This window comes from Calothrix sp. 336/3, assembly GCF_000734895.2.
In the GTDB taxonomy this organism is placed as follows: Bacteria; Cyanobacteriota; Cyanobacteriia; order Cyanobacteriales; family Nostocaceae; genus 336-3.
The window spans coordinates 2,941,809-2,962,228 of sequence record NZ_CP011382.1 but is presented as its reverse complement, the minus strand read 5'-3'; the positions used below and the strand labels follow the sequence as shown (position 1 = coordinate 2,962,228).

The following is a 20,420-nucleotide window of genomic DNA, read 5'->3' as shown; positions in this document are numbered from 1 at the left end:
TCGCTGAACTAATGACTGAGTATCTAGTTTTTCTGGCAATTTCCACGTCTATTTTTGCCCTGTTTGGCTTGGGGTTAAACCTACAGTGGGGTTTTACGGGCTTAATTAACTTTGGTCATGTAGCTTTTATGACTTTGGGAGCATACACCACTGTGCTGTTAAGTCTCAAAGGTGTGCCCATAATTTTAGCTGTGATTTTGGGCGCAATTCTCGCGGCGGCATTAGGCTTAATTATTGGTTTTTCGACTTTGCGTCTGCGAGAAGATTACTTGGCGATCGTCACTATTGGTGGTGGAGAATTAATTCGTTTATTCGTAAATAACCAGGATTTACCTGTAGGTGATACTTGGTTATCTGGGGCTTTTGGTGTTCAAAGTTACTCTATACCCCTGGCAAATTTTAACCCCAATTTATTTTCTAAGTTGGTGATGATTGGGTTATTAAGTTTTCTTGCTGGTGTAAGTCTATGGCAATTGGGGCGATGGGTATTGGCTGTCAAACCTAGAACAGTGGGAGATAAGCCCATCGGTAGCAAAGATGAATTTATCACACGTCTATTTGTTAGTGTGTTCTTAGGCTTATTATCTATTGCCATTTATATTTCGGGTGTCATCACCCTGTATAACTACAATCCCAAAACAGGCTTAATGGTGGTGTGCCTATTAGTACTAGCTTTTGTGTTTTGGCGCTTAGAAATTTTAGTGCGATCGCCCTGGGGCAGAGTTCTCAAAGCCATTCGGGAAGATGAGGAAGTACCGAAAGCCTTGGGTAAGAATGTTTTTTGGTATAAATTACAATCATTCATGTTAGGTGGCGCGATCGCGGGAATTGCTGGCGCTTTCTTTGCTTGGCAGTTGAGTGCCATTTACCCGGATAACTTTCAACCCCAACTCACCTTCGATTGCTGGATTATGGTGATTCTCGGAGGTTCTGGCAGTAATGTTGGTACTATCTTGGGAGCAGTGATTTTCTTTGCCTACGATGCCCTAACACGGGAATTTCTACCGAAAATTTTTACCAGTATATCTTCTGACCAACTAGGTGCTTTTCGCATCATGGTAATTGGTTTAATTTTGATGGTATTAATGATTTGGCGACCTCAAGGTATCCTAGGCAAAAAGGAGGAACTCACCCTTGGCAAATAACCAACAGTCTGATTTTCCCCTACTTGCTGCCAGTGGACTCTGTAAAAGTTTCGGTGGTATCCAAGCTGTCAATAGTGCAGAAATCCAAGTCAAGGCTGGCAGTATCACCGGCTTAATTGGTCCTAATGGCGCAGGCAAAACCACTTTATTTAATTTACTCTCCAATTCTCTGACCTGTGACAAAGGCAAAGTTATCTTTGACGGTGAACCAGTGCAACACCTGCCTTGTTACAAAATAGCTCAACAGGGTTTAGTCAGAACCTTTCAAGTTGCCCGGGCACTGTCTCGGTTATCTGTACTGGAAAACATGCTCCTAGCCGCCCAGAAACAAACAGGTGAGAGCTTTTGGGCAGTACAACTCCAACCCCATGTCATTGCCAAGGAAGAAAGGGAACTCAAGGAAAGAGCCATGTTTTTATTGGAATCGGTAGGGTTGGCACACAAAGCGCATGACTATGCCGGTGGATTATCGGGGGGACAACGAAAACTCCTAGAAATGGGCAGAGCACTGATGACAAACCCCAAATTAATTCTCCTGGATGAACCAGCTGCCGGAGTCAACCCTACATTAATTAACGAAATTTGCGATCGCATCCAAGCTTGGAATCAGCAAGGCATGACTTTTCTGATTATTGAACATAACATGGACGTGATTATGTCCTTGTGCGATCGCGTTTGGGTATTGGCTGAGGGCAAAAATCTTGCCGATGGTACACCAGAGGAAATTCAAAAAAATCCCCAAGTTTTAGAAGCTTACTTGGGCTGTTAAACAGTAGACGCTGTTAGCGGTGTACAATACAAGTATTTACTTATACTTTTTTATGGCACTGCTATCAGTAACTCAATACTCACCAGTATGACGATGATTTAAACCCATTACTGACTGTGTAGAAGGGAACACGGCAGCAGCAGTTTGAGGATTCAATTGTTTGGTTTTTCTTTTTTCTTCCACCAGGGCAGCACTCTGGACTACTAAAGGTTCAGTAATATCACCAGACATTTGTACCCAAGTCGGTTGATTCGTCATCGTCAGTGTTGCCATCTGATGAGGAACAGGCAAGGTATCTGCTTCTGAAGTCAAAACTTGCTCAGTTGTATTTGTAAACTGCTTGCCAGACACTGTTGTCTCGGCTTCGTTTAAAAACCAATTCAGCTGAGCCATCCGTGCACTTGTGGGGGAACTTTTCAACTCTTCGATCATGGCTTCTTTTTCGGAAATCAGTTGCCGCAGGTGAGATGCTTGATTTTCTAGTTCTGAAGATTTCTGGGCAGATTGCTTCCACGCAACTAAAACCGCACTGGTTAGCCCCACACCCAGACTTAATAAAGCCCCTACGGGAGGCGTAATAATATCTTTCAAATCACCATAAAAAACCTGTTGATTCTCAACCTGCACCTCTACTCGTTTTGCACCCTGCAAAGCTAAAAGTGTAGCCAAGATAATAAAAACAGCACCAGAAATCACAACGGTCGGCAGTAAAATTTTTTTCAGCATAATTCCATAATTCAAGGGGTATCTAGTTAAACACAGCCGATAAAGCCTAACAACTGCACCCTAATTGAGAGATGAGCCTTGCCTGTTGGGGAACTTCATATTCTCCTGATTATCAACAGGAGTACTACGGATATTACTTAATTCTTCCTCTAAAACCAATCAGTTCTCGCACTCTTCTTTGTATATTTTTAATGAAAATGTCGCCAATATTGTAAATTTTTTATATACCTTAATGAAATAAATATCGGCAATTACTTAATTTTTAGTTTAAATAAGCACTTTTTTGACTTTAAAGTACTTAAATACATATACGTATAGAATATAAAGATTCTATGAAGACAAGTTAGACATGATGAACTGTATATACCGATAAATCATCAAATTGGGTTTATAAAGTTGCGATAGGAATAGGGAATAGAGAATTAAGGACTTCACGTATCCTTTAATTTCTATATCCTTTCTGTTTTCCTTCGCTATTTCATATAGTTGTAATTTGACTTACCCTTCACCAGTTGTCTGCACTCTATCTGCATCCATTGGAAAATCTAATACAGGCAAACGTCGATAAGCCCCACTTTCTTTTTCCATGAATGGGGAATTTACTAACTCCCGTTTCAGGGTGGAGGAGTCGTGGTAGTAGCGCTGGAGTATTTCATCAACTGTATTTTCTTGATAACTGACTCCTAAATCAAATTTATTCGCTATCCACTTCAGAACCACCAAGCGCTTTTTGCGACTTGTGGGAATCTCCTTCAAGCGTTGAATCACTTCTGTAGCTTGGATATCACCTTCTATATAGGTATGTAATACCTTATTTTCCCAAGCTTCTGTATTCACATCTTTCACCAAGGAGGCTATTCTCTCTTGGGTAAAGATTTCTTGGCTAATACTTTGCAATTCTCGGATATCCAATTGATATAAGTGAGCATTTCCATCTGGGCGCATACTCACTAATTTTAGTTCTTTCAGTTTTGCCAAATGATGGGATATTGTTGGCTCCTTAAGTTGTAGTAAAACAGCTAATTCTTCAACGCTATACTCCTGATTTGCCAAAATACCCAATATTTTCAATCGGCTTTCATCTGCTAACGCTTTGAAAAAACGTAGCAAATTCTGAAATTGTTCATTGGTCATGCTGTGCTATAATTAATTCGATTCAAATCTAATTAGTTTTCCTTCAAATTTATTAACTATTTTTTCTCTAATGCAGTATGGGTAATGCCTGAGGAAAATTTGAAGATATGTTAATTCTGTGACCAAAGAAGACGAAAAAAGAGATTTCTTAAGTAGTTTTTTACATTTCCCCTATTTTGATGAATATGAAGATAGATACTTAAAAAAGCGGGTGACTTTGGCAAACTCACTGTTAGATAAATAGAAAATCAAGAAAATGTTCAGAGCTAGAAGTCTATAACGCATACTTATCTTATACAAAGAATACAAAATTTATCTATTAAGAAATCAAATTAATAGAAGTGAGAGGCTAATCACAAGTTATCTTGGCTGTATGGGCAAAGAATTCTGGGATATTTAGTATTAATTCCCAAGAAAATATTTCGGCAATGAGATGAGGGAGGTAAATCGGTGTACAATTTCCTCCCTATGCCCTTGGGAGTGAGGCGATCGCCTGTTACCTTGTGTGTTATGTCTATTGAACGGGACGAACGATCGCTGGGGTGGTGGGTTTATCTGTTTGAAAGATGGCTGTTAAAGCTTGTTGTAGGGTTTCGGCAATGACAATACGGTTATCGTAGACAACGATGACTCTGATCAGGGTAGGGAGACTATTTTGTTCCGCTTCTAGGTAAAGAGGTTCGACGTAGAGTAAAGACTGTTCAATGGGAATAACTAGCAAGTTGCCTTGAATAACTCTCGAACCTTCTCGATTCCAGAGTGTGATTTTTTGGGATATAACAGGATCCTGGTTAATTAAGGCTTCTACTTGCTGTGTACCATACACTAGCTGCTGCTTAGGAAATTCGTAGAGCAGTAATTTACCATATTCTTGACCGTCGGAACGAGCTGCTAACCAAGCAATCAGGTTGGAGCGTTGGGTAGGTGTAAACGGTAACAGTAAAATAAATTCTTCGGTGTTGCCTGTAGGTAATTTTGTGATCAGGTAATAGGGTTCTACTGGTTGAGGTTTATTGCCATAGATTTCACTAGGTATTTGCCACAGGTCTTCTCGATTATAGAATACCTGGGGGTCAGTCATGTGATAACTCAGAAGCCGTTCTGATTGGATACTAAAGAGGTCTAGGGGGTAGCGGATGTGATTTTTAAGACCTGCTGGCATGGTTGCCAAGGATTTAAACAGCTGGGGAAAAGTCCTGTGGAAGCTGTGGATAACTGGGTCTTGGTCGTCGGTAATATAAAAATTTATACTTCCGTTATAGGCATCAATTACTACTTTGACGGAGTTACGGATGTAATTAAATTTGTGTTTTCCGGGGTCAGAATAGGGGTAGCGATCGCTAGTGGTGTAAGCGTCGATTATCCAGTAGAGATAGTTGGGTTTACCTGCTAAATTACTGCCGTCCCCTGCTGCTGCCACTAGGTAGGGGTTGCTATCGTATTGTAGAAAGGGAGCGATCGCCTGAACTCGCTGGATAATTTGCCGCCGACAAAGTAATTTGGTTTGGGGTGTAAAATTCCTCGTCAGCAGCATCTGCCAATCTTTGAGGTACTGAGCAAAAATAATACGCCGCCAAAAACTGCCAATGGATATACCTCCTCGCCCATCGTAGACGTTATAGACATTATCTGCACCACTGGGGTAGTCAAATTCCTGGGTTTTAGTACCTGTCATTACGTAATTTTGCGTAATTTCACCGTAATAAATCCGGGGTTGATTCACAGGAATACTTTCTCGTACAGAGGGATTGGAGATTTGTAAAGTACCCTCACCAATATCTTTGATGTAATAATCGGGTAATCCACCAGGGGCAACGGTATTGACAGGGCTGAGGGTAAAACCATAACCATGGGTATAAATTAAATGTTGGTTTACCCAGGTTTGTGCTTGTGGGGGCAAATTACTGCTATCGAGTTCCCGTGCAGCAATGATGGTTTGTTGCTTTTCTGCGATTGGTGTTGTGGCTTCCCGTTTCAGGTTATAACGGTCAATATCTGCATCAGGAAAGCGATAATAGGGGCGAATCTGTTGCAGTTGTCGATTACTTTGCAGCAGGGGATAGGTATCCCAGAGGCGAATATTGCGAATTGTTAAATCGTTTTTCTGGATATCTTGGAGGGTTAATTTACCTTGGGGAATAAATTTTTCTACTTCAATGGTGTGTAAATTAAAAGCTTCCCTGGTTAATTTGATGGTACGTTCGATGTAGGGACGCTCGCGAGTCAATTCGTTGGGTTGAACGATGAGGCGATTAACAGCGATGGGTAAGATGGTATTAACAACGATGGTAAACAGTAAGTAGATACCCAGGGTGTAAAATAATTGCCGAGGGTAGGGAATGACGGGAAAGGAGTCAATAAATTTTCTGGTTTTGCGGAAGAGAATATAAATACGAGCTAGAAGATAAATGGCGATCGCCACTGCTAACAGACTTAAACCTGTGTAGATTGGTAGCTGTGTATGAACGGCGGTATAATTAGCACCATAATTGACGCTATTGGTAGAGTATAGAAGTTGATAGCGTAGTAACCAGTAGTACCCAGCAACGGCAAACATCAGAAAACTGGATACCAAGTTTAAATGCATTCGCTGTCTGAGGGAGAATCCAGGAAATATCCCTTCACTCAAGCTGTTACCCGAACGCAGGTAAATTAAAGTAACTGTGGCAAAAGTTAGTAAAGATAAACTGAGAAAATATTCGCAGAGGAATTGCCACACGGGGAGGCAAAAAATATAAAAGCTGATGTCATGGTGAAATAAGGGATCTTGTCGCGCAAAGGGGGTGCGGTGGAAGTACTGTAAGACTTTCACCCACTCTGGAGATAATATTGTCCCCAAGATAATACTAGTTATGATGGCGATCGCTCGCAACCACAACTGATAGTTAATCAAGATAAAGGTGACGAGTACAAGAAATACCCCCAAGGGAATCAAGGGAATATTAATTTGTTCCCATTGCCAATTTTGCAGCAAGAATTTTAACCAGGGTGGAAACTGCCACACTTGCTGAGGTAAGGATAATTGGGGAAACCATAATTTACCAACTTTATGGGTATAGTAACTAACTATCAGGGCAACAAAACTTGTTAATCCTAATATTGTCGGCAGTAATAGGGAGATAGATAACCCATGAGTTTGTTTGGGAGAGGATAGGGGAGGAAAGGAAGGCGAATAGAGGATTTGTGCTGGTTTTTTGCAATTTGCCAGTAACTGGGGAGATGAAAAGTGGGAGGCGATAATTAAATTACTGAGTAAAACAAATAGGGAAAACCCCGTGGCGATCGCCCAAATTCCCAATTGAGTACCTAAACGCCAAACATATTCCCAAAGATAACCAACCTCCTGAAACCACAAAACCTCTGCTGTTAGATGTGCGACTAAATCAAATAGCAACCACACACCCAACAGTAGCAATATCAACCGAGTTCCTTGATACCAGAAACGCTGTGACAACATTTTGCATAGGGTAAAGAGGGTATAGAGGGTTCAGATACTCGACTTCCTGAAAAAATCGGGTATCTCGAAGCTCCTCAAATATTCATTTTATGGAATACTAGTACAGCACGGCGGAAATAAGCAGACCATTATTAAGTCCGGAAAAACCCATTAATCATAGATTTTTTCCCACTGCCTACTGCCTACTCACTACTGCCTTCACATACTAGTTAACTACTTCTACGTCCAAGTTAAATAACATTTGCAAAGCTTGCATACATTTGCGTCTAGCTTCCACATCTTGTTGTGCTCGTAACTGTACCATGGGGTCGTGTAAAATTTTGTTAACAATACCCCTTGTCAAGGCTTCAATTACTTCTTGATGCTTATCACCATACTCCGAACCCAATCGAGACAAGGCTTTTTCTAATTCCTGTTCCCTAATCGTTTCAATTTTGTTTCGTAGACAACTAATTGTCGAAACAGTTTCTAGCGATCGCCACCAAACATCAAAAGCAGTCACTTCTTCTTCTAATAAACCTTCTGCTTCCAGTGCCATTTTCCGGCGACTTTCTTGGTTTTGTGCCACTACCGCTTTTAAATCATCCACATTGAAAGCTTGCACATTCGCCAAGTCATTTACGTCTGAGTGGACATTTCTCGGCACAGAAATATCAAATAACATTAAATTCCGGCTGGGTTCTAAAACAACTTCCAGCTTGGCACGGTCTAAAATTGGGTCTGTTGCCGAAGTACTAGTAAATACAATATCACTCTCGGAAATTACTGTCATCATCTCCGACAGCAAATGGGTACGAATCGGCACATCAGAAAACATTTGCGCCAATTCCTGCGCCCGCCCTAGGGAGCGATTTAAAATACAAATTTCCGTAGCACCTTTGGCAATTAAATGCTGCACAAGCAGGCGAGACATCTTACCAGCACCGAGAATCGCCACTCGACAAGCAGTCAGATTTTCCGCTTTGATTTGTGCCAATTCCACCGCCGCCGAACTGATAGAAACTGCCCCAGTTCCGATACTGGTTTCCGTGCGGACTCGCTTTCCGGCGGTAATTGCTTGTTTGAATAAACGATTTAAGATTGTTTTTATACCGTTAAACTGTTGTCCCAGTTTATGAGTATTTTTCACCTGGGCAAGAATTTGTCCTTCTCCCAGAACCAGGCTATCTAAACCAGCTGCCACACGCATCAAGTGCATGACCGCATCTTCATGTAATAAAACAAACAAATGTTGTCGCAGAGGAGCCATGGACAATTTACTGTGTTCGGACAGAAACTGAGTGACTTCCCGCACACCCTGTTCAGTCTCCGATGTCACCAGATAAATTTCCAGGCGGTTGCAGGTGCTGAGAATCGCTACTTCTTCGATGTGGGGATAGGCGAGAATTTGCGCGATCGCACCTTCGACTTGAGGTTCTGGAATACTCAATTTTTCCCGGACTTCAACAGAGGCAGTCTTATGACTTAGTCCGACTACTACTATATTCATCTGCTAAATAGTAATTGTTAATTGTTAATGGGGAATTTGCGACAAGACAGACGTTATCCTCGAAAACGAGTTGATTTCGTAGTTGTAATTAATTACGCCTACTGATTGTGAGGTTTTTGCGTTAATCCTCTGGTGGAAATGGAGGAATGGAGAATAGAAAACTTACCAGAAAATTATCGTCAAAAGCAATTATTTCCTAGATTTTTGCTTGGACAATCAAAGCTTTGGGAATTTTTTGTGGATGCCATCGGCTCTATTTGGAATTCCGCAAAATGCCAGTTTAATGATTATCCTTTGCTTTTTCTCTATTTTTTGTACCCCATTCCCCCATAACTATTTAGTGACTAGTGAATCTATTTTTTTGAAGGATTAGAAAGCGTGAGATGTCCGAATTATCACTAAGTCGTCAATCTCCTAACCCATCAAAATTTGTGACGAGAACTTACTAGTGCAGTTGTATAGTCTTGGGTTGGTCATCAAGCATATGGATAGTATCCACAAAGCGTGCAGTTTTTGACTGGTTGGAAATTACCAAGCTTTGAGTTCTTGCTCCACCACTGAAGAAGCGCACACCTTGCATCAAATTGCCCGTGGTGATACCGCAAGCTGCAAAGAGGACAGTTTCACCGGATGCTAATTCATGAGCATCGTAGACCTTATCTGGGTCGTTAATACCCATAGAACTGAGACGCTCTAGGTTTGCTTCCTTGCTTTCGCCAATCAAGCCGGTTTTAACGATCGCCGGATCGTAAATCAATTGCCCTTGGAAGTGACCACCCAAAGCCCGCATTGCCGCAGCAGAAATTACACCTTCAGGAGCAGCACCAATTCCCATCAAACAGTGAATATTAGTACCAGCAAAACCACAGGATAATGCCGCACCTACGTCACCATCAGAAATCAGTTGGACTCTCGCACCTGCTTCTCTAATTTCCTTAATCAAGTCATTGTGGCGTTCACGTTTCATTACTACCACAACTAATTCGTCAATACTTCTACCTAGACACTCAGAGAGAATCTTTAGGTTTTCTGTTGCCGATTTGTTGATATCGACTTTGCCTTTAGCTGCTGGGGGAGCTGCTAATTTCTTCATGTAGAAGTCAGGAGCTGCAAATAAACCGCCTTTTTCCGAAATGGCTAATACAGCCATGGAACCAGGTTGTCCGTATGCTACCAGGTTAGTACCTTCACAAGGGTCAACAGCGATGTCAATTTCGATCAGTTCATCGGGGTTACAGAAATCTTTAGCATCTGGACGACTACAGATACCAACTTCTTCACCGATGTAGAGCATGGGAGCATCATCACGCTCACCTTCACCAATCACAATACGACCACGCATATAGATTTTATTCATGCGTTCGCGCATCGCTTCTACAGCTACTTCGTCAGCTGTATTCTTTTCACCTTTGCCCATCCATTTCGCAGAGGCGATCGCGGCTTGCTCAACGACCTCAATAATCTCTAACCCAAGAGTATTTTCCACAGAGTCTGCCCTCTCAATTGCTTGATTTTGCGGCTTTCCGCACAGCGATTTCAGTTTTACAGTCTACCAAAGGGCGGATACCTGTGGAAAATAGTATGTGCTTCCATATGTGTTAAGTTTTGCTGCTAAAGGTATTTTCCGGGGGTAGGGTAAGTCCTATGACCCATTCTCGATTCCCCATAACCCAACATATTTCTTTTTTTGTAACGTAGTTATTTATTAGGGCTTAGGCAGAGGCAAGGAAGTAATACTAATTTCCCAAAATCAAGCTACACATAGACCGCAGGTAGTCGAAATTGAGAGAAATGGTACAATTCCTTGTTTTCTTGCGAATTTTGCATAAGTCCTATTTATATTTAGATAAATTCTAGCTATCACCATCAAAAAATAAGGATTTAAGTTTAATGTCTTCGGAATTTAACTTTTTTCAACACTGGTATCCCATAATTCCCTTGATTGACCTGGATGTCAAAAAACCAACACCGGCGATGGTATTGGGTATGCGTCTGGTAATCTGGAAACCCAAACATTCCGAAAAATTTAGTGTTTTTTTAGATAAGTGCCCCCACCGTCTTGCACCTTTGACGGAAGGGCGCATTGACGAGGAGACAGGGAATTTAATGTGTAGCTACCATGGTTGGCAATTTGATGACCAAGGTATATGTACTCAAATTCCCCAAGCAGACAACCCCGAAATCCTGAGTAAAAACCAGGAGAATTTTTGTGTCCAAGGGTTTCCTACACGTCAAGAACAGGAGTTGCTGTGGGTGTGGTTAGATCTGAATTCACCAGAACTGGCAGCAGCCACACCTTTACCTTTATCTCCTCTGGATGAAAGTCATGGTTTTATGCGGAAATCTCTGGTGCGGGATTTAGCCTATGACTGGCAAACCTTGATAGAAAATGTCATTGATCCGAGTCATGTACCCTTTGCTCACCACGGAATCCAGGGCGATCGCCGACAAGCTAAACCTCTACCGATACAAGTCTCTAAATCCACAGCAAACTTGATTCAAGGAACTATTTCTCGATATCTCCAAACCACTATCACCTTTGAGCCGCCCTGTCGCTTGGAATATGCCATAACTATTGGGGATACGGGTAAGATAAGCGGATTAGCAGTTTATTGCCTGCCCGTAGCTCCTGGTAAATCTCGAATTGTCGCCCAATTTCCCCAAAATTTCGGTCATAACCTCTACCGCTTCACCCCCCGATGGTGGGATCACCTGTTCAATCGCAATCTGGTTCTAGATGGGGATATGGTTTTGTTGCACCAGCAAGAGTATTTCCTCCAGAAGCAAGCAACAGAATCAAGTTGGAAAACGGCTTATAAACTACCAACTAGCGCCGATCGCCTAGTTATAGAATTTCGTAAGTGGTTCGATAGGTATTGTGATGGCAAACTTCCCTGGGAAGCAGTGGGAATTGATGCGGCAACACCCCTGAAAATCAACGAGAATCGACGGGAATTACTTGACCGTTATACCCAGCATACCCAGCATTGCAGCAGTTGCCGAGGAGCATTACAGGCGGTGCAGCGTTTACAAATCGTCTTGCTGACATACTTCATTCTGACCGTGGCTGGTGTTGCTATTTTACCCGATAGTTTACGTTTAAATTGGGGTTTACCTTTGATGGCGATCGCTCTTGTTGCCCTAGGAACTTATACATGGTTAAAATTCTGGCTCACTCCTAAATTTTATTTTGTAGACTACATACATTCGGCAAGATAATTTCACCCACCAGTCATATATGTTAAATATTTTCAATTCCCTTTTAAACCGCCACCCAGAACGTATCAAAGCCAACGTCGAAATTTATACCTGGCAAACCTGTCCCTATTGCATTCGCGCCAAAATGCTTTTGTGGTGGAAAGGTGTCAAATTCATCGAATACAAAATAGACGGTGATGAAGTTGCTAGAGCAGCCATGGCAGAACGTGCCCACAATCGACGTTCGGTACCACAAATTTTCATCAACGACCATCATATCGGTGGCTGCGATGACTTATATGCATTAGATACACAAGGTAAGTTGGATTCCTTATTGACTCAAGTTGCCTAACTATCTCGGCTTACAGGTTTCTGCGTTTCTCACGTCATCGGATGTCTTCTGTATGGAATACATCAAGGAATTCACAGACAAATACTAAAATATTTCAAATTTTCTTGACGAAAGAGAATTACGAGACTTGATTTCTTTTAAGTCTCTTTTGTCATGTATTGGTATATATGAATGGAACACTCGGAATATCTTATACATCAAAAGTGGATGTATCATGCCCTAGAATTGGCAAAAAATGCTGGAAATGTCGGTGAAGTGCCTGTAGGTGCTGTTATTATTGATTCATTTGGAAATCTGGTTGCAGAAGGTGAAAACAGGAAAGAACGTGACCAAGACCCCACCGCACACGCAGAAATTGTGGCTGTGCGAGCTGCGGCAAACAAGTTACAAACTTGGCGCTTGAGTCATTGTATTCTCTATGTCACCCTAGAACCCTGCCCGATGTGTGCAGGTGCAATCATCCAAGCTCGTGTAGGGCAACTAGTCTATGGTGTGGATGACCCAAAAACTGGGGCTATTCGTACTGTGGCAAATATTCCTGATAGTGCGGCATCTAATCACCGTTTGTGTGTGATTGGTGGCATTCTGGAATCTCATTGTCGGCGACAGTTGCAAGATTGGTTTGTCAATCGGCGACACGGATAAATTAACGGACAGAGGTGAAACTGTCCATTTGGGGTAACACAAGGTCAAAAAGAAAATCTACGGTGTATCTAATATAAAGCTTTCATTACACACTACCCAACAGTCATCTGCCACCATCATGATGGAAGTTCGTTATTTTTTGGATACGTACCATCCCACACCAGTAATTATTCCCCCAGAAGTTCATGTGAATCGTACAACTTCTCAGGTTTCTCCTTGGTTGGGTCCTGCCGCATATTTTTTAGGACGACATTTTGTTTTGCCCAGTTTTTTTCGCCAAATTACGGTGACAGGTCAAGCAAATGTTCCTCAGCAAGGAGCAGTGATTTTAGCTCCTACCCATCGCGCGCGTTGGGATGCGTTGTTAGTTCCCTATGTAGCTGGTCGATGTGTGACTGGCAGGGATTTACACTTTATGGTGACTATCAGTGAGTGTAAAGGCTTACAAGGGTGGCTGGTGAAACAAATGGGGGGATTTCCTGTAGATACAAAGCGCCCATCGGTGGGGACTCTTCGCCATGGTGTGCAGCTCTTGCAGCAGAAACAGATGTTGGTGATTTTTCCGGAGGGGGGAATTTTCCGCGATCGCCAAGTTCATCCTCTCAAACCAGGTATTGCCCGTTTAGCCCTAACTGCGGAACATAATCATCCGGGATTGGGGGTGAAAATACTACCGATTGCCATTAATTACAGTCAACCCTATCCTGGGTGGGGTACTGATGTGCATATTCATATTGGTTCATCTATAGAAGCAGCAGAATATACCCAGGGGTGTGTAAAACAGGAAGCCAAGCGCTTGACATCTGATTTAAGTCAGACTTTACACGCATTGAGTAATCACCAATCTCCATGCAATCACCATTCTTTTGCTGAAATTGCCATGGGTATGGATATTGATGACCGATAATTATTTATGATTAAATTCCTAAACTTAATTCCCAACTGTTTAATCTGCCGATATCTTCTGCAATCTGGTCAATTACCCACAATTGCCAGCGCCCAGAGGCTTTTTGATTGAGTAGCTGTTCTAAAACTGGGTGCGATCGCACTGTATAAATTGCTTGTAGTTGCTGTCTTCTTCCGAGGGTTCGACTCTGTAATAGGACAGAATTATTATTAGGCGCAATTAAATAAATTTCTAAATCTCCCAGAAATTCGTGGGTAATATTGACTGTAACTTGAATATCTTTGACTAAAGTTGATTCCGATGTTGTCTGGGGAGAACGACTTTCTATAAGTATCGGACTTTTTAAGCCTTGGCGATTATTATCGGGAATGGGTAGCTGACTGTAGTTTGCACCACCAATTTGTTGCGTAGCAATACTGATATTTGCCCTTAAGCGTTGGGCTGCTTCTACTGCCCGCCAAGCATTCACCTTACCATAACCAAACCATTGGGAAAAGCCCTGTTGATTATAAGTTCCGTAACGTGAGCCGAGTTGGGGGTCAGGATCTGGGTCAATAATTTTATCTGCGGTTTCCTGCAAAATCCGTTTGACTTGCTGGGCAGTGAGGTCAGGATTTGCTGACAAGATTAATCCCACTACACCTGCAACCACCGGGGTAGCGCTGGAAGTCCCGCCAAAATTTCTGGTAAAGTCTCCAGCATCGTAACCTGCGGCTCCCAGTTGATCGCTGGTAAACACACCTAACCCTGCTAAATTGGCATTGATTGCTGGTTGGGTAAAAATATAGCCCATTTCTTGAAACCACATTCCTGGGGGTGCATTATTGCTGGGCGCACAGACTGAAATACTTGTACCCCAATTACTATAGGCGGCTTTTTTCCCTAAGCTGGTAGAAGCGGCGATGGTGATTACGTCGGGGTGTACCGCAAATCCATTAAGCCACTTAGTATCACCTTTTAAAATATTTTTCACCCATCCCTGCTCATTGATACTACCGCTTACCGGGCGGTTGGCATTACCCGCAGCAAATAAAATCACGCAACCTTTGCCAGTACGCCCCTTGGTAGCAGCACGGGTGATGGCTGCCTTTTGGCGCAGAGAAAGGGGAAAGTACACCGCCGAAGCTCCCCAACTGCAAGAAATGATGCTGGCTCCTTTTTCCACTGCCCAAGAAAAAATTGCCTCCACAGACTCATCATCTAAATATCCTGTGGTACGGATTGGCATCAATGCACAGCCCGGAGCAACACCAACGATACCAGTACCATTCTCTTCTGCAAGGGCAACCCCAGCACAAGCTGTACCGTGGCTAGTTTCTTGTTCACCGGGCAAGGGTAAAAAGTCATTTTCCCGTAGATCCCTAGGGGCAACTATTTTGCCGTTACCTTGGAAATCAGGATGGTTTAAATCAAAGGAGTCATCCACAACTGCGATTACTACCGAACGAATACCCCTGGTAATATCCCAAGCTGATTCTACGGATATATGGGAATTTTGGGCTAATTGATTGCCTCCTTGGTGCTGGAGGTACCATTGTTGAGGGTAAAGGGGGTCACGGGGCTGGTAGTGTAACTCTTGGTGAACAATAATATTCGGTTCCGCAGTCATTACCTCTGGTAGGGCAATGAGTTGGTTGGTAATTTTCAGGGGGTTTTCCTTTGCCTGGGAACCTAGGGTGAAAACAAATGTATTTGGTAAATCGGGGAGAGCTTTTTCTAGTAATAAACCAAAATTGTTGGCGATCGCCTGAATTTTGCCACCATCAACCCAGGTAGCAAATTGTACAGTGATTTGGTCAGTTAGGTAAAATTGACTGCCAGGTTGGTGAGGAATTTGATAAACATGACTCGCAAACGCCACATTTTCCGAGGAGCGCGCCATAGACATGGCTCCATCAAGTTTTTTCGGGGCGACGGTAAATAATTCTAATTGTCCTTGGGGGATACTACATTGCCAATTACCCCAAGTCGGACGGGATAACTGCTTGGGTAAAAAATCATTCACGGTACGCAGGGTGAAGCGATCGCTGACTTTTTCCAAAACCAACTCTTCACCACCACGCTGTAAAACTAATCCTTGGTGAGCTGGGGGAACACCAATAGAAGCATCAGGAGAATCAGGGCGATCGCGCATACAGAATATTTTCCCAAACCAGAAAATTACAACGGGAACTAGATTTTTACGATATTAAGTCTAAATTATTGGCACAATAAATTACTCAATGGTAAATTCCCGGTTCCCCCATCTTCAATATCTTTGCTTTGTGAAAAGCCCAAACAGAGTTAAGATACCCGAAGTTTCTATCCCAAATTTTCAACTGTCACTTTTAATTGACCCCATGAATTTTGCTGCAAATGTTTCCTGGATGGGTTGCGCTTGTTTATCAGTGATTACTGCTTTCAGCTTACTAGCACCCGTTCATGCTCAAATTACCCTCCCCAGTGGTGCTAATCAAGCACAACCGATTGATCCCAACGATCCGAATAATCTTCGTCCCACAGCACAAAGTAACAGTCTATTGAGTATTGAGGGTGGCAAACGTTTGATAAATGAGGCAAATAATGCTGTCTCTTCACAAAACTACGAAGTTGCAGCCAAAAAACTACAAGATGCACGAGTTGTATTCAATCAACTTTCCAATTTTTATCAAGAACTAACTGCCAGCTTTGCTGGTATTGACAACAGAATTGCAGATTCCCAACGGAAAAAAGCTCTAGAATCCGCGCAAATGCGTGATGAAGCTACCTATCAATTAGCTTTAGTCCATCGCGCACAAAATAAGCCAGAATTGGCAACACCCCTACTGGTGCAAATCGTCAAGAGCCAAAATCCTACCCGTGAACTAGGTAAAAAAGCTTACCAACAACTTTTAGAATTAGGGTTTGTTGATGCACCCTACCCCAGAAATAGCAGTTCCCCACAAAAATAACTGAACTCTCTATTTTCTGAATTGATTTATCCTATGGACTGCCACCAGTTAATTGGAGGCAGCTTTCGCTTTTCTTAGTGGTAGGATTAGCTTATCTGCCATTTAGCTCCAGTTCAATCTGGAAACGTCAAAATGCGTATATGAAATTATGGGTATGATACTGTACCCCCTAACGCAAAATGGCAGGGCTGATAGTCACATATTTGTTAATAATAGGAAAAGAAGTTTCTTAGGAATTGCGATGATTAGTCCGCAACAGGTTGAGGCAATGATTCAAGCTCAATTGCCTGATGCCCAAATACAGGTGCAAGACTTAACTGGTGGCGGTGACCACTACCAAGTTACAGTAGTCTCATCGCAGTTTGCAGGTAAAGGACTAGTGCAGCAACACCAGCTAGTTTATGGTGCTTTGCAACAAGCGATGTCCACTGAAGCTATTCACGCTCTGGCGCTGAAAACCTTTACTCCAGAATCATTTGCAGCAGTCAATCGTCAATAGTCAAATTTATGGAAGGGGAAAAAACCCAGTTTCACACCCAGCAAAGGGGAGTGTAGGAAATCAAAAAATTCCCGGAACCTGGTTTCTTCCTCTGACAGCTTGCTCATTAAAATTTTCAGCTTGCAGGAACGATAAACTCACCGACTATTGACTATAGAGTTACTCCAGGTTGACTCAGAAATAATTAGGAAACAAAAACTATGACACCCGAATTACAACAAAAGATTGACAATTTAATCCAACAAAACAAAATCATGGTTTTCATGAAGGGAACCAAACTCATGCCCCAATGTGGTTTTTCTAATAACGTTGTTCAAATTCTCAACACACTGGGTGTTCCTTTTGAGACAGTGAATATTCTAGATGATGGGGAATTGCGCCAAGGAATTAAAGAGTATTCTAATTGGCCCACTATTCCCCAAGTTTATATCAATGGTGAATTTATCGGCGGCTCAGATATCCTAATTGAACTGTATCAGAAAGGTGAATTGCAACAAATGGTAGAAGTTGCCCTAGCATCCTAAAGTTAAAAAGTTAAATTCCCCTACTCTGATGGTTGTTTAACAGAGAGGGGATTTAATTTGGCAAAATATACCAAAACTTATAACATTCATGCCATTGACATTGACAATCAGTATGCTATAATTGTCAGCGTCTAGATATGATTACTTCTAAGTCATCTGGGGAGGTGGTTAGTAGTAATCGGGTTCTGGTTGTGGTTGCGCCACGGCAAAATTAGATACATCGTACAAATAACGGGTTGCTTCTTCTTCTAAACGATGGATTAGATAGGCTTCAATGGCGTTGCTGTGTCGCAGTGCGGCTAAATAACCATCTAAATACATCCGCATATCATCAGTTCGGTAACCGCGATTCCATAATTCGACGAAGGCGTCGGTTAGTCTTTGGTAATAGCGGATAGTTTGTGTGTCCTGGAGCATATTTAGAAAAAAAGTCTCTTTGGAATGAGAATTGTAATTTATTCAAGCTGAAAAGTGAAGTACCACTTGCAGTTTGTCATCAACTCAACACTCAAGAATTTGCTGGGGAGTTATACCCTGTGCAAATACAGTCTAACCCGATCCTATTCCAGAAAATCTCAAATAGACAGCTTAGTAAGTAATTGTCATATTCGGATTGTAGAATCTTCATCTATTTTCGTTTTACTGTGACAGGTATAACTGATTTATTTGCTAAAATAGCGAGGGCTAAGACCCCGCAGGAAGTTATTTCTTTGGGAAATGGGGTAGATGATGTTCCCCTTGTTTGACAAAATGAGTCAGAAATTAGTTCCCTAGGGTGGGTACTCCTCTGAAAAACTTTTAATGATCATAACAAAAATTTAATAATATTACTAATTTGGCTTTGGGTAAGGCATTGGTGAAACCCCTCACACGAGGAAATATGGGTAATTAGCAAAACAAAAGTAGCAGGAGTAACAACGGTTACAAAACCTAACGCATAGGCTTTGTTACTTTGAAATTCATGCACGCTAAGGGGTCTTGCCGTCGTGGGTTCGGTTTGTATTGAAATCGTTGAGGGGAATCCCCATCTCAGATCGTTGCTGGGCTGGCACTTGCAACAGCTTGACTATCGGGTGCATCAGGCTGCCAGTATCTATCAAGCAAGGGAAGCTTTTCTCAGTCATCAACCAACGCTTGTAATTCTTGATGCTGATCTACCAGATGGTGATGGTGTTGAGTTTTGCCGTTGGTTACATCGTCAGCAAGAACCTTTGATTTTAATGCTGTCTGCTCGCAGTAATGAATCAGATGTGGTTGCTGGTTTAAAAGCAGGTGCTGATGATTATCTGAGTAAACCTTTTGGAATGCAGGAATTTCTGGCACGGGTAGAATCTTTGATTCGCCGTAAACGCACACCTGTAGCTCCAGCATATTTAGATTACGGAACTTTACAAATTGATTTAGTCCAACGTCGTGTTCGCTTACAGGGTGAATTTATTGATTTGACTCCACAGGAGTTTAGTTTGCTTTATGTTTTGGCGCAAGCTGGGGGTGTACCATTGAGTCGTTCCGAGTTATTGCGTCGTGCTTGGCCTGATGCCATTGATAATCCACGCACCATTGATACTCACGTATTATCCTTACGGAAAAAGGTGGAATTCGATCCTCGGCAACCAAGTTTGATTCAAACTATTCGCAACGTGGGATATAGATTCAATATGGAGATTTTAAATACCAATATTCAATCTATACCAACAAAGTTAAATGTTGAAAGGTTTAATAATCACCGTTCGACATTAACGACTCAGAGATGATATTTGCAGAATATCGATGCTGGGAAATAGTTACACATGAATAATCATAGTTGTTGTAATTCTATCTATCAGCAGGTTTTTAGGGTTGGTGGTTAGTTTTGGGTTGTTCACAGTCTTGTGGCTAAAAATCAAATTCGTCTTCCGATTGATGTGGTGAATTGACTTGGAGATTTTGCCATTCTATTTCTGACGCATTTTGATTGAGTATCAAACGACTGTTGTCTAATTTTAATATACGGGTGGCAAATACTTTTCCTAGGTCTAATTGATGATTGACCATGAGGATAGTGGTTTGGTGATTTTGGGATAGTTGGACAAGTAGGGTGATAAGTTGGGATGCGGTATGGGAGTCGAGATTTGCTGTGGGTTCATCTAAGAGCAGGATGTCTGGTTGGGTGACTAGAGCGCGGGCGATCGCCACTAGCTGCTTTTGACCCGATGATAATTGTACCTCGGTGCGTTCTAACCAATCTCTGGGAATTGCCAGTAATTCTAGCCATTGCTCGACTCGTTCTTGAATGGTTGGTGCTGTGATTCCCCGTAGCTGTAAGGGGTAGGATAAAGCTTGCTGTACAGTCATTCCCAATAGTTTGCTTTCCTGGGGAACAAGCATTACCCGGTGTCGCAGGTGTTGAATAGGGATGTGGCGATATTCTTGATGGTCTAAATAAACTTTACCGCTTGTGGGGTCATTCAAACGATTTAGCAGACGCAGTAGGGAAGTTTTACCTGCACCAGTTTTTCCTGTAATCAGTAGGCGATCGCCCACCATCACTTCCAGGTTAATATTCTGTAAAATTGGGTATCCCTGGGGTTTTCCCATTAAACTGGCAAACCAATTTACCTGTTCTAATCTCAGTTTGGGTGGCAAAACTTCCCCATTAGTCATAT

Annotated in this window: 18 protein-coding genes; 10 read left to right on the top strand and 8 right to left on the bottom strand. The window is 42.2% G+C overall.

Annotated elements, in window-relative coordinates; translation table 11 throughout:
• Positions 1 to 11: 11 nt before the first annotated feature.
• Both IJ00_RS12505 and IJ00_RS12500 read left to right on the top strand, forming a co-directional pair.
• The gene (locus tag IJ00_RS12505) at positions 12 to 1,145 is read left to right on the top strand and encodes a branched-chain amino acid ABC transporter permease (protein ID WP_035153537.1); all 1,134 of its coding nucleotides are present in this window, start codon (positions 12 to 14) and stop codon (positions 1,143 to 1,145) included.
• On the top strand, positions 1,135 to 1,914 hold the full coding sequence (locus IJ00_RS12500; RefSeq protein ID WP_035153535.1) for an ABC transporter ATP-binding protein: 780 nt from the start codon (positions 1,135 to 1,137) through the stop codon (positions 1,912 to 1,914). Before IJ00_RS12505 ends, IJ00_RS12500 begins: the two co-directional genes overlap by 11 nt.
• Positions 1,915 to 1,986: 72 nt before the next feature.
• On the opposite strand, the gene IJ00_RS12495 is transcribed toward IJ00_RS12500, so the two are convergent.
• The 5 genes from IJ00_RS12495 to glpX form a co-directional block, all read right to left on the bottom strand.
• Entirely contained in the window at positions 1,987 to 2,640 is a 654-nt protein-coding gene (locus tag IJ00_RS12495) for a hypothetical protein (protein WP_035153533.1), read from the bottom strand.
• Between the two features lie 498 nt (positions 2,641 to 3,138).
• Positions 3,139 to 3,774: a metalloregulator ArsR/SmtB family transcription factor gene (locus IJ00_RS12490; RefSeq protein ID WP_046814805.1), complete on the bottom strand. Its 636-nt coding sequence runs from the start codon at positions 3,772 to 3,774 to the stop codon at positions 3,139 to 3,141.
• 514 nt (positions 3,775 to 4,288) lie between these two features.
• A complete protein-coding gene (locus IJ00_RS12485) occupies positions 4,289 to 7,231 on the bottom strand; it encodes a UPF0182 family protein (RefSeq protein WP_035153530.1) in 2,943 nt (980 codons plus the stop codon).
• Between the two features lie 205 nt (positions 7,232 to 7,436).
• Positions 7,437 to 8,720, bottom strand: coding sequence for a glutamyl-tRNA reductase (locus IJ00_RS12480; RefSeq protein WP_035153527.1), 1,284 nt, complete (start codon positions 8,718 to 8,720; stop codon positions 7,437 to 7,439).
• 445 nt (positions 8,721 to 9,165) lie between these two features.
• Complete coding sequence (gene glpX, locus IJ00_RS12470) at positions 9,166 to 10,206, bottom strand: class II fructose-bisphosphatase (protein WP_035153522.1); 1,041 nt, start codon at positions 10,204 to 10,206, stop codon at positions 9,166 to 9,168.
• A gap of 404 nt (positions 10,207 to 10,610) precedes the next feature.
• On the opposite strand from glpX, the gene IJ00_RS12465 reads away from it, so the two are divergent.
• The 4 genes from IJ00_RS12465 (at position 10,611) to IJ00_RS12450 (ending at position 13,822) form a co-directional block, all read left to right on the top strand.
• Entirely contained in the window at positions 10,611 to 11,939 is a 1,329-nt protein-coding gene (locus IJ00_RS12465) for a Rieske 2Fe-2S domain-containing protein (RefSeq protein WP_035153519.1), read from the top strand.
• Between the two features lie 19 nt (positions 11,940 to 11,958).
• On the top strand, positions 11,959 to 12,270 hold the full coding sequence (grxC, locus tag IJ00_RS12460; protein WP_035153517.1) for a glutaredoxin 3: 312 nt from the start codon (positions 11,959 to 11,961) through the stop codon (positions 12,268 to 12,270).
• Between the two features lie 171 nt (positions 12,271 to 12,441).
• Entirely contained in the window at positions 12,442 to 12,915 is a 474-nt protein-coding gene (gene tadA / locus IJ00_RS12455; protein ID WP_238178503.1) for a tRNA adenosine(34) deaminase TadA, read from the top strand.
• A gap of 118 nt (positions 12,916 to 13,033) precedes the next feature.
• On the top strand, positions 13,034 to 13,822 hold the full coding sequence (locus IJ00_RS12450; protein WP_052754453.1) for a 1-acyl-sn-glycerol-3-phosphate acyltransferase: 789 nt from the start codon (positions 13,034 to 13,036) through the stop codon (positions 13,820 to 13,822).
• Between the two features lie 10 nt (positions 13,823 to 13,832).
• On the opposite strand, the gene IJ00_RS12445 is transcribed toward IJ00_RS12450, so the two are convergent.
• Complete coding sequence (locus tag IJ00_RS12445; RefSeq protein ID WP_035153509.1) at positions 13,833 to 15,956, bottom strand: S8 family serine peptidase; 2,124 nt, start codon at positions 15,954 to 15,956, stop codon at positions 13,833 to 13,835.
• A gap of 205 nt (positions 15,957 to 16,161) precedes the next feature.
• Between IJ00_RS12445 and IJ00_RS12440 the strand changes: the two genes are divergently transcribed.
• The 3 genes from IJ00_RS12440 to grxD all read left to right on the top strand — a co-directional run bounded on the left by IJ00_RS12440 (position 16,162) and on the right by grxD (position 17,775).
• Positions 16,162 to 16,752, top strand: a complete 591-nt coding sequence (locus IJ00_RS12440) for a hypothetical protein (RefSeq protein WP_035153507.1) — start codon at positions 16,162 to 16,164, stop codon at positions 16,750 to 16,752.
• A gap of 241 nt (positions 16,753 to 16,993) precedes the next feature.
• Positions 16,994 to 17,251 (top strand): BolA family protein, encoded by a 258-nt coding sequence (locus IJ00_RS12435; protein ID WP_035153505.1) that lies wholly within the window; start codon positions 16,994 to 16,996, stop codon positions 17,249 to 17,251.
• Between the two features lie 200 nt (positions 17,252 to 17,451).
• Entirely contained in the window at positions 17,452 to 17,775 is a 324-nt protein-coding gene (grxD, locus tag IJ00_RS12430; RefSeq protein WP_035153502.1) for a Grx4 family monothiol glutaredoxin, read from the top strand.
• A gap of 168 nt (positions 17,776 to 17,943) precedes the next feature.
• On the opposite strand, the gene IJ00_RS12425 is transcribed toward grxD, so the two are convergent.
• Complete coding sequence (locus IJ00_RS12425; protein ID WP_035153500.1) at positions 17,944 to 18,192, bottom strand: DUF6761 family protein; 249 nt, start codon at positions 18,190 to 18,192, stop codon at positions 17,944 to 17,946.
• Positions 18,193 to 18,761: 569 nt separating this feature from the next.
• On the opposite strand from IJ00_RS12425, the gene IJ00_RS12420 reads away from it, so the two are divergent.
• Positions 18,762 to 19,529: a response regulator transcription factor gene (locus tag IJ00_RS12420; protein WP_035153498.1), complete on the top strand. Its 768-nt coding sequence runs from the start codon at positions 18,762 to 18,764 to the stop codon at positions 19,527 to 19,529.
• 121 nt (positions 19,530 to 19,650) lie between these two features.
• On the opposite strand, the gene IJ00_RS12415 is transcribed toward IJ00_RS12420, so the two are convergent.
• Positions 19,651 to 20,418 (bottom strand): ATP-binding cassette domain-containing protein, encoded by a 768-nt coding sequence (locus IJ00_RS12415; protein WP_035153495.1) that lies wholly within the window; start codon positions 20,416 to 20,418, stop codon positions 19,651 to 19,653.
• Positions 20,419 to 20,420: the final 2 nt, after the last annotated feature.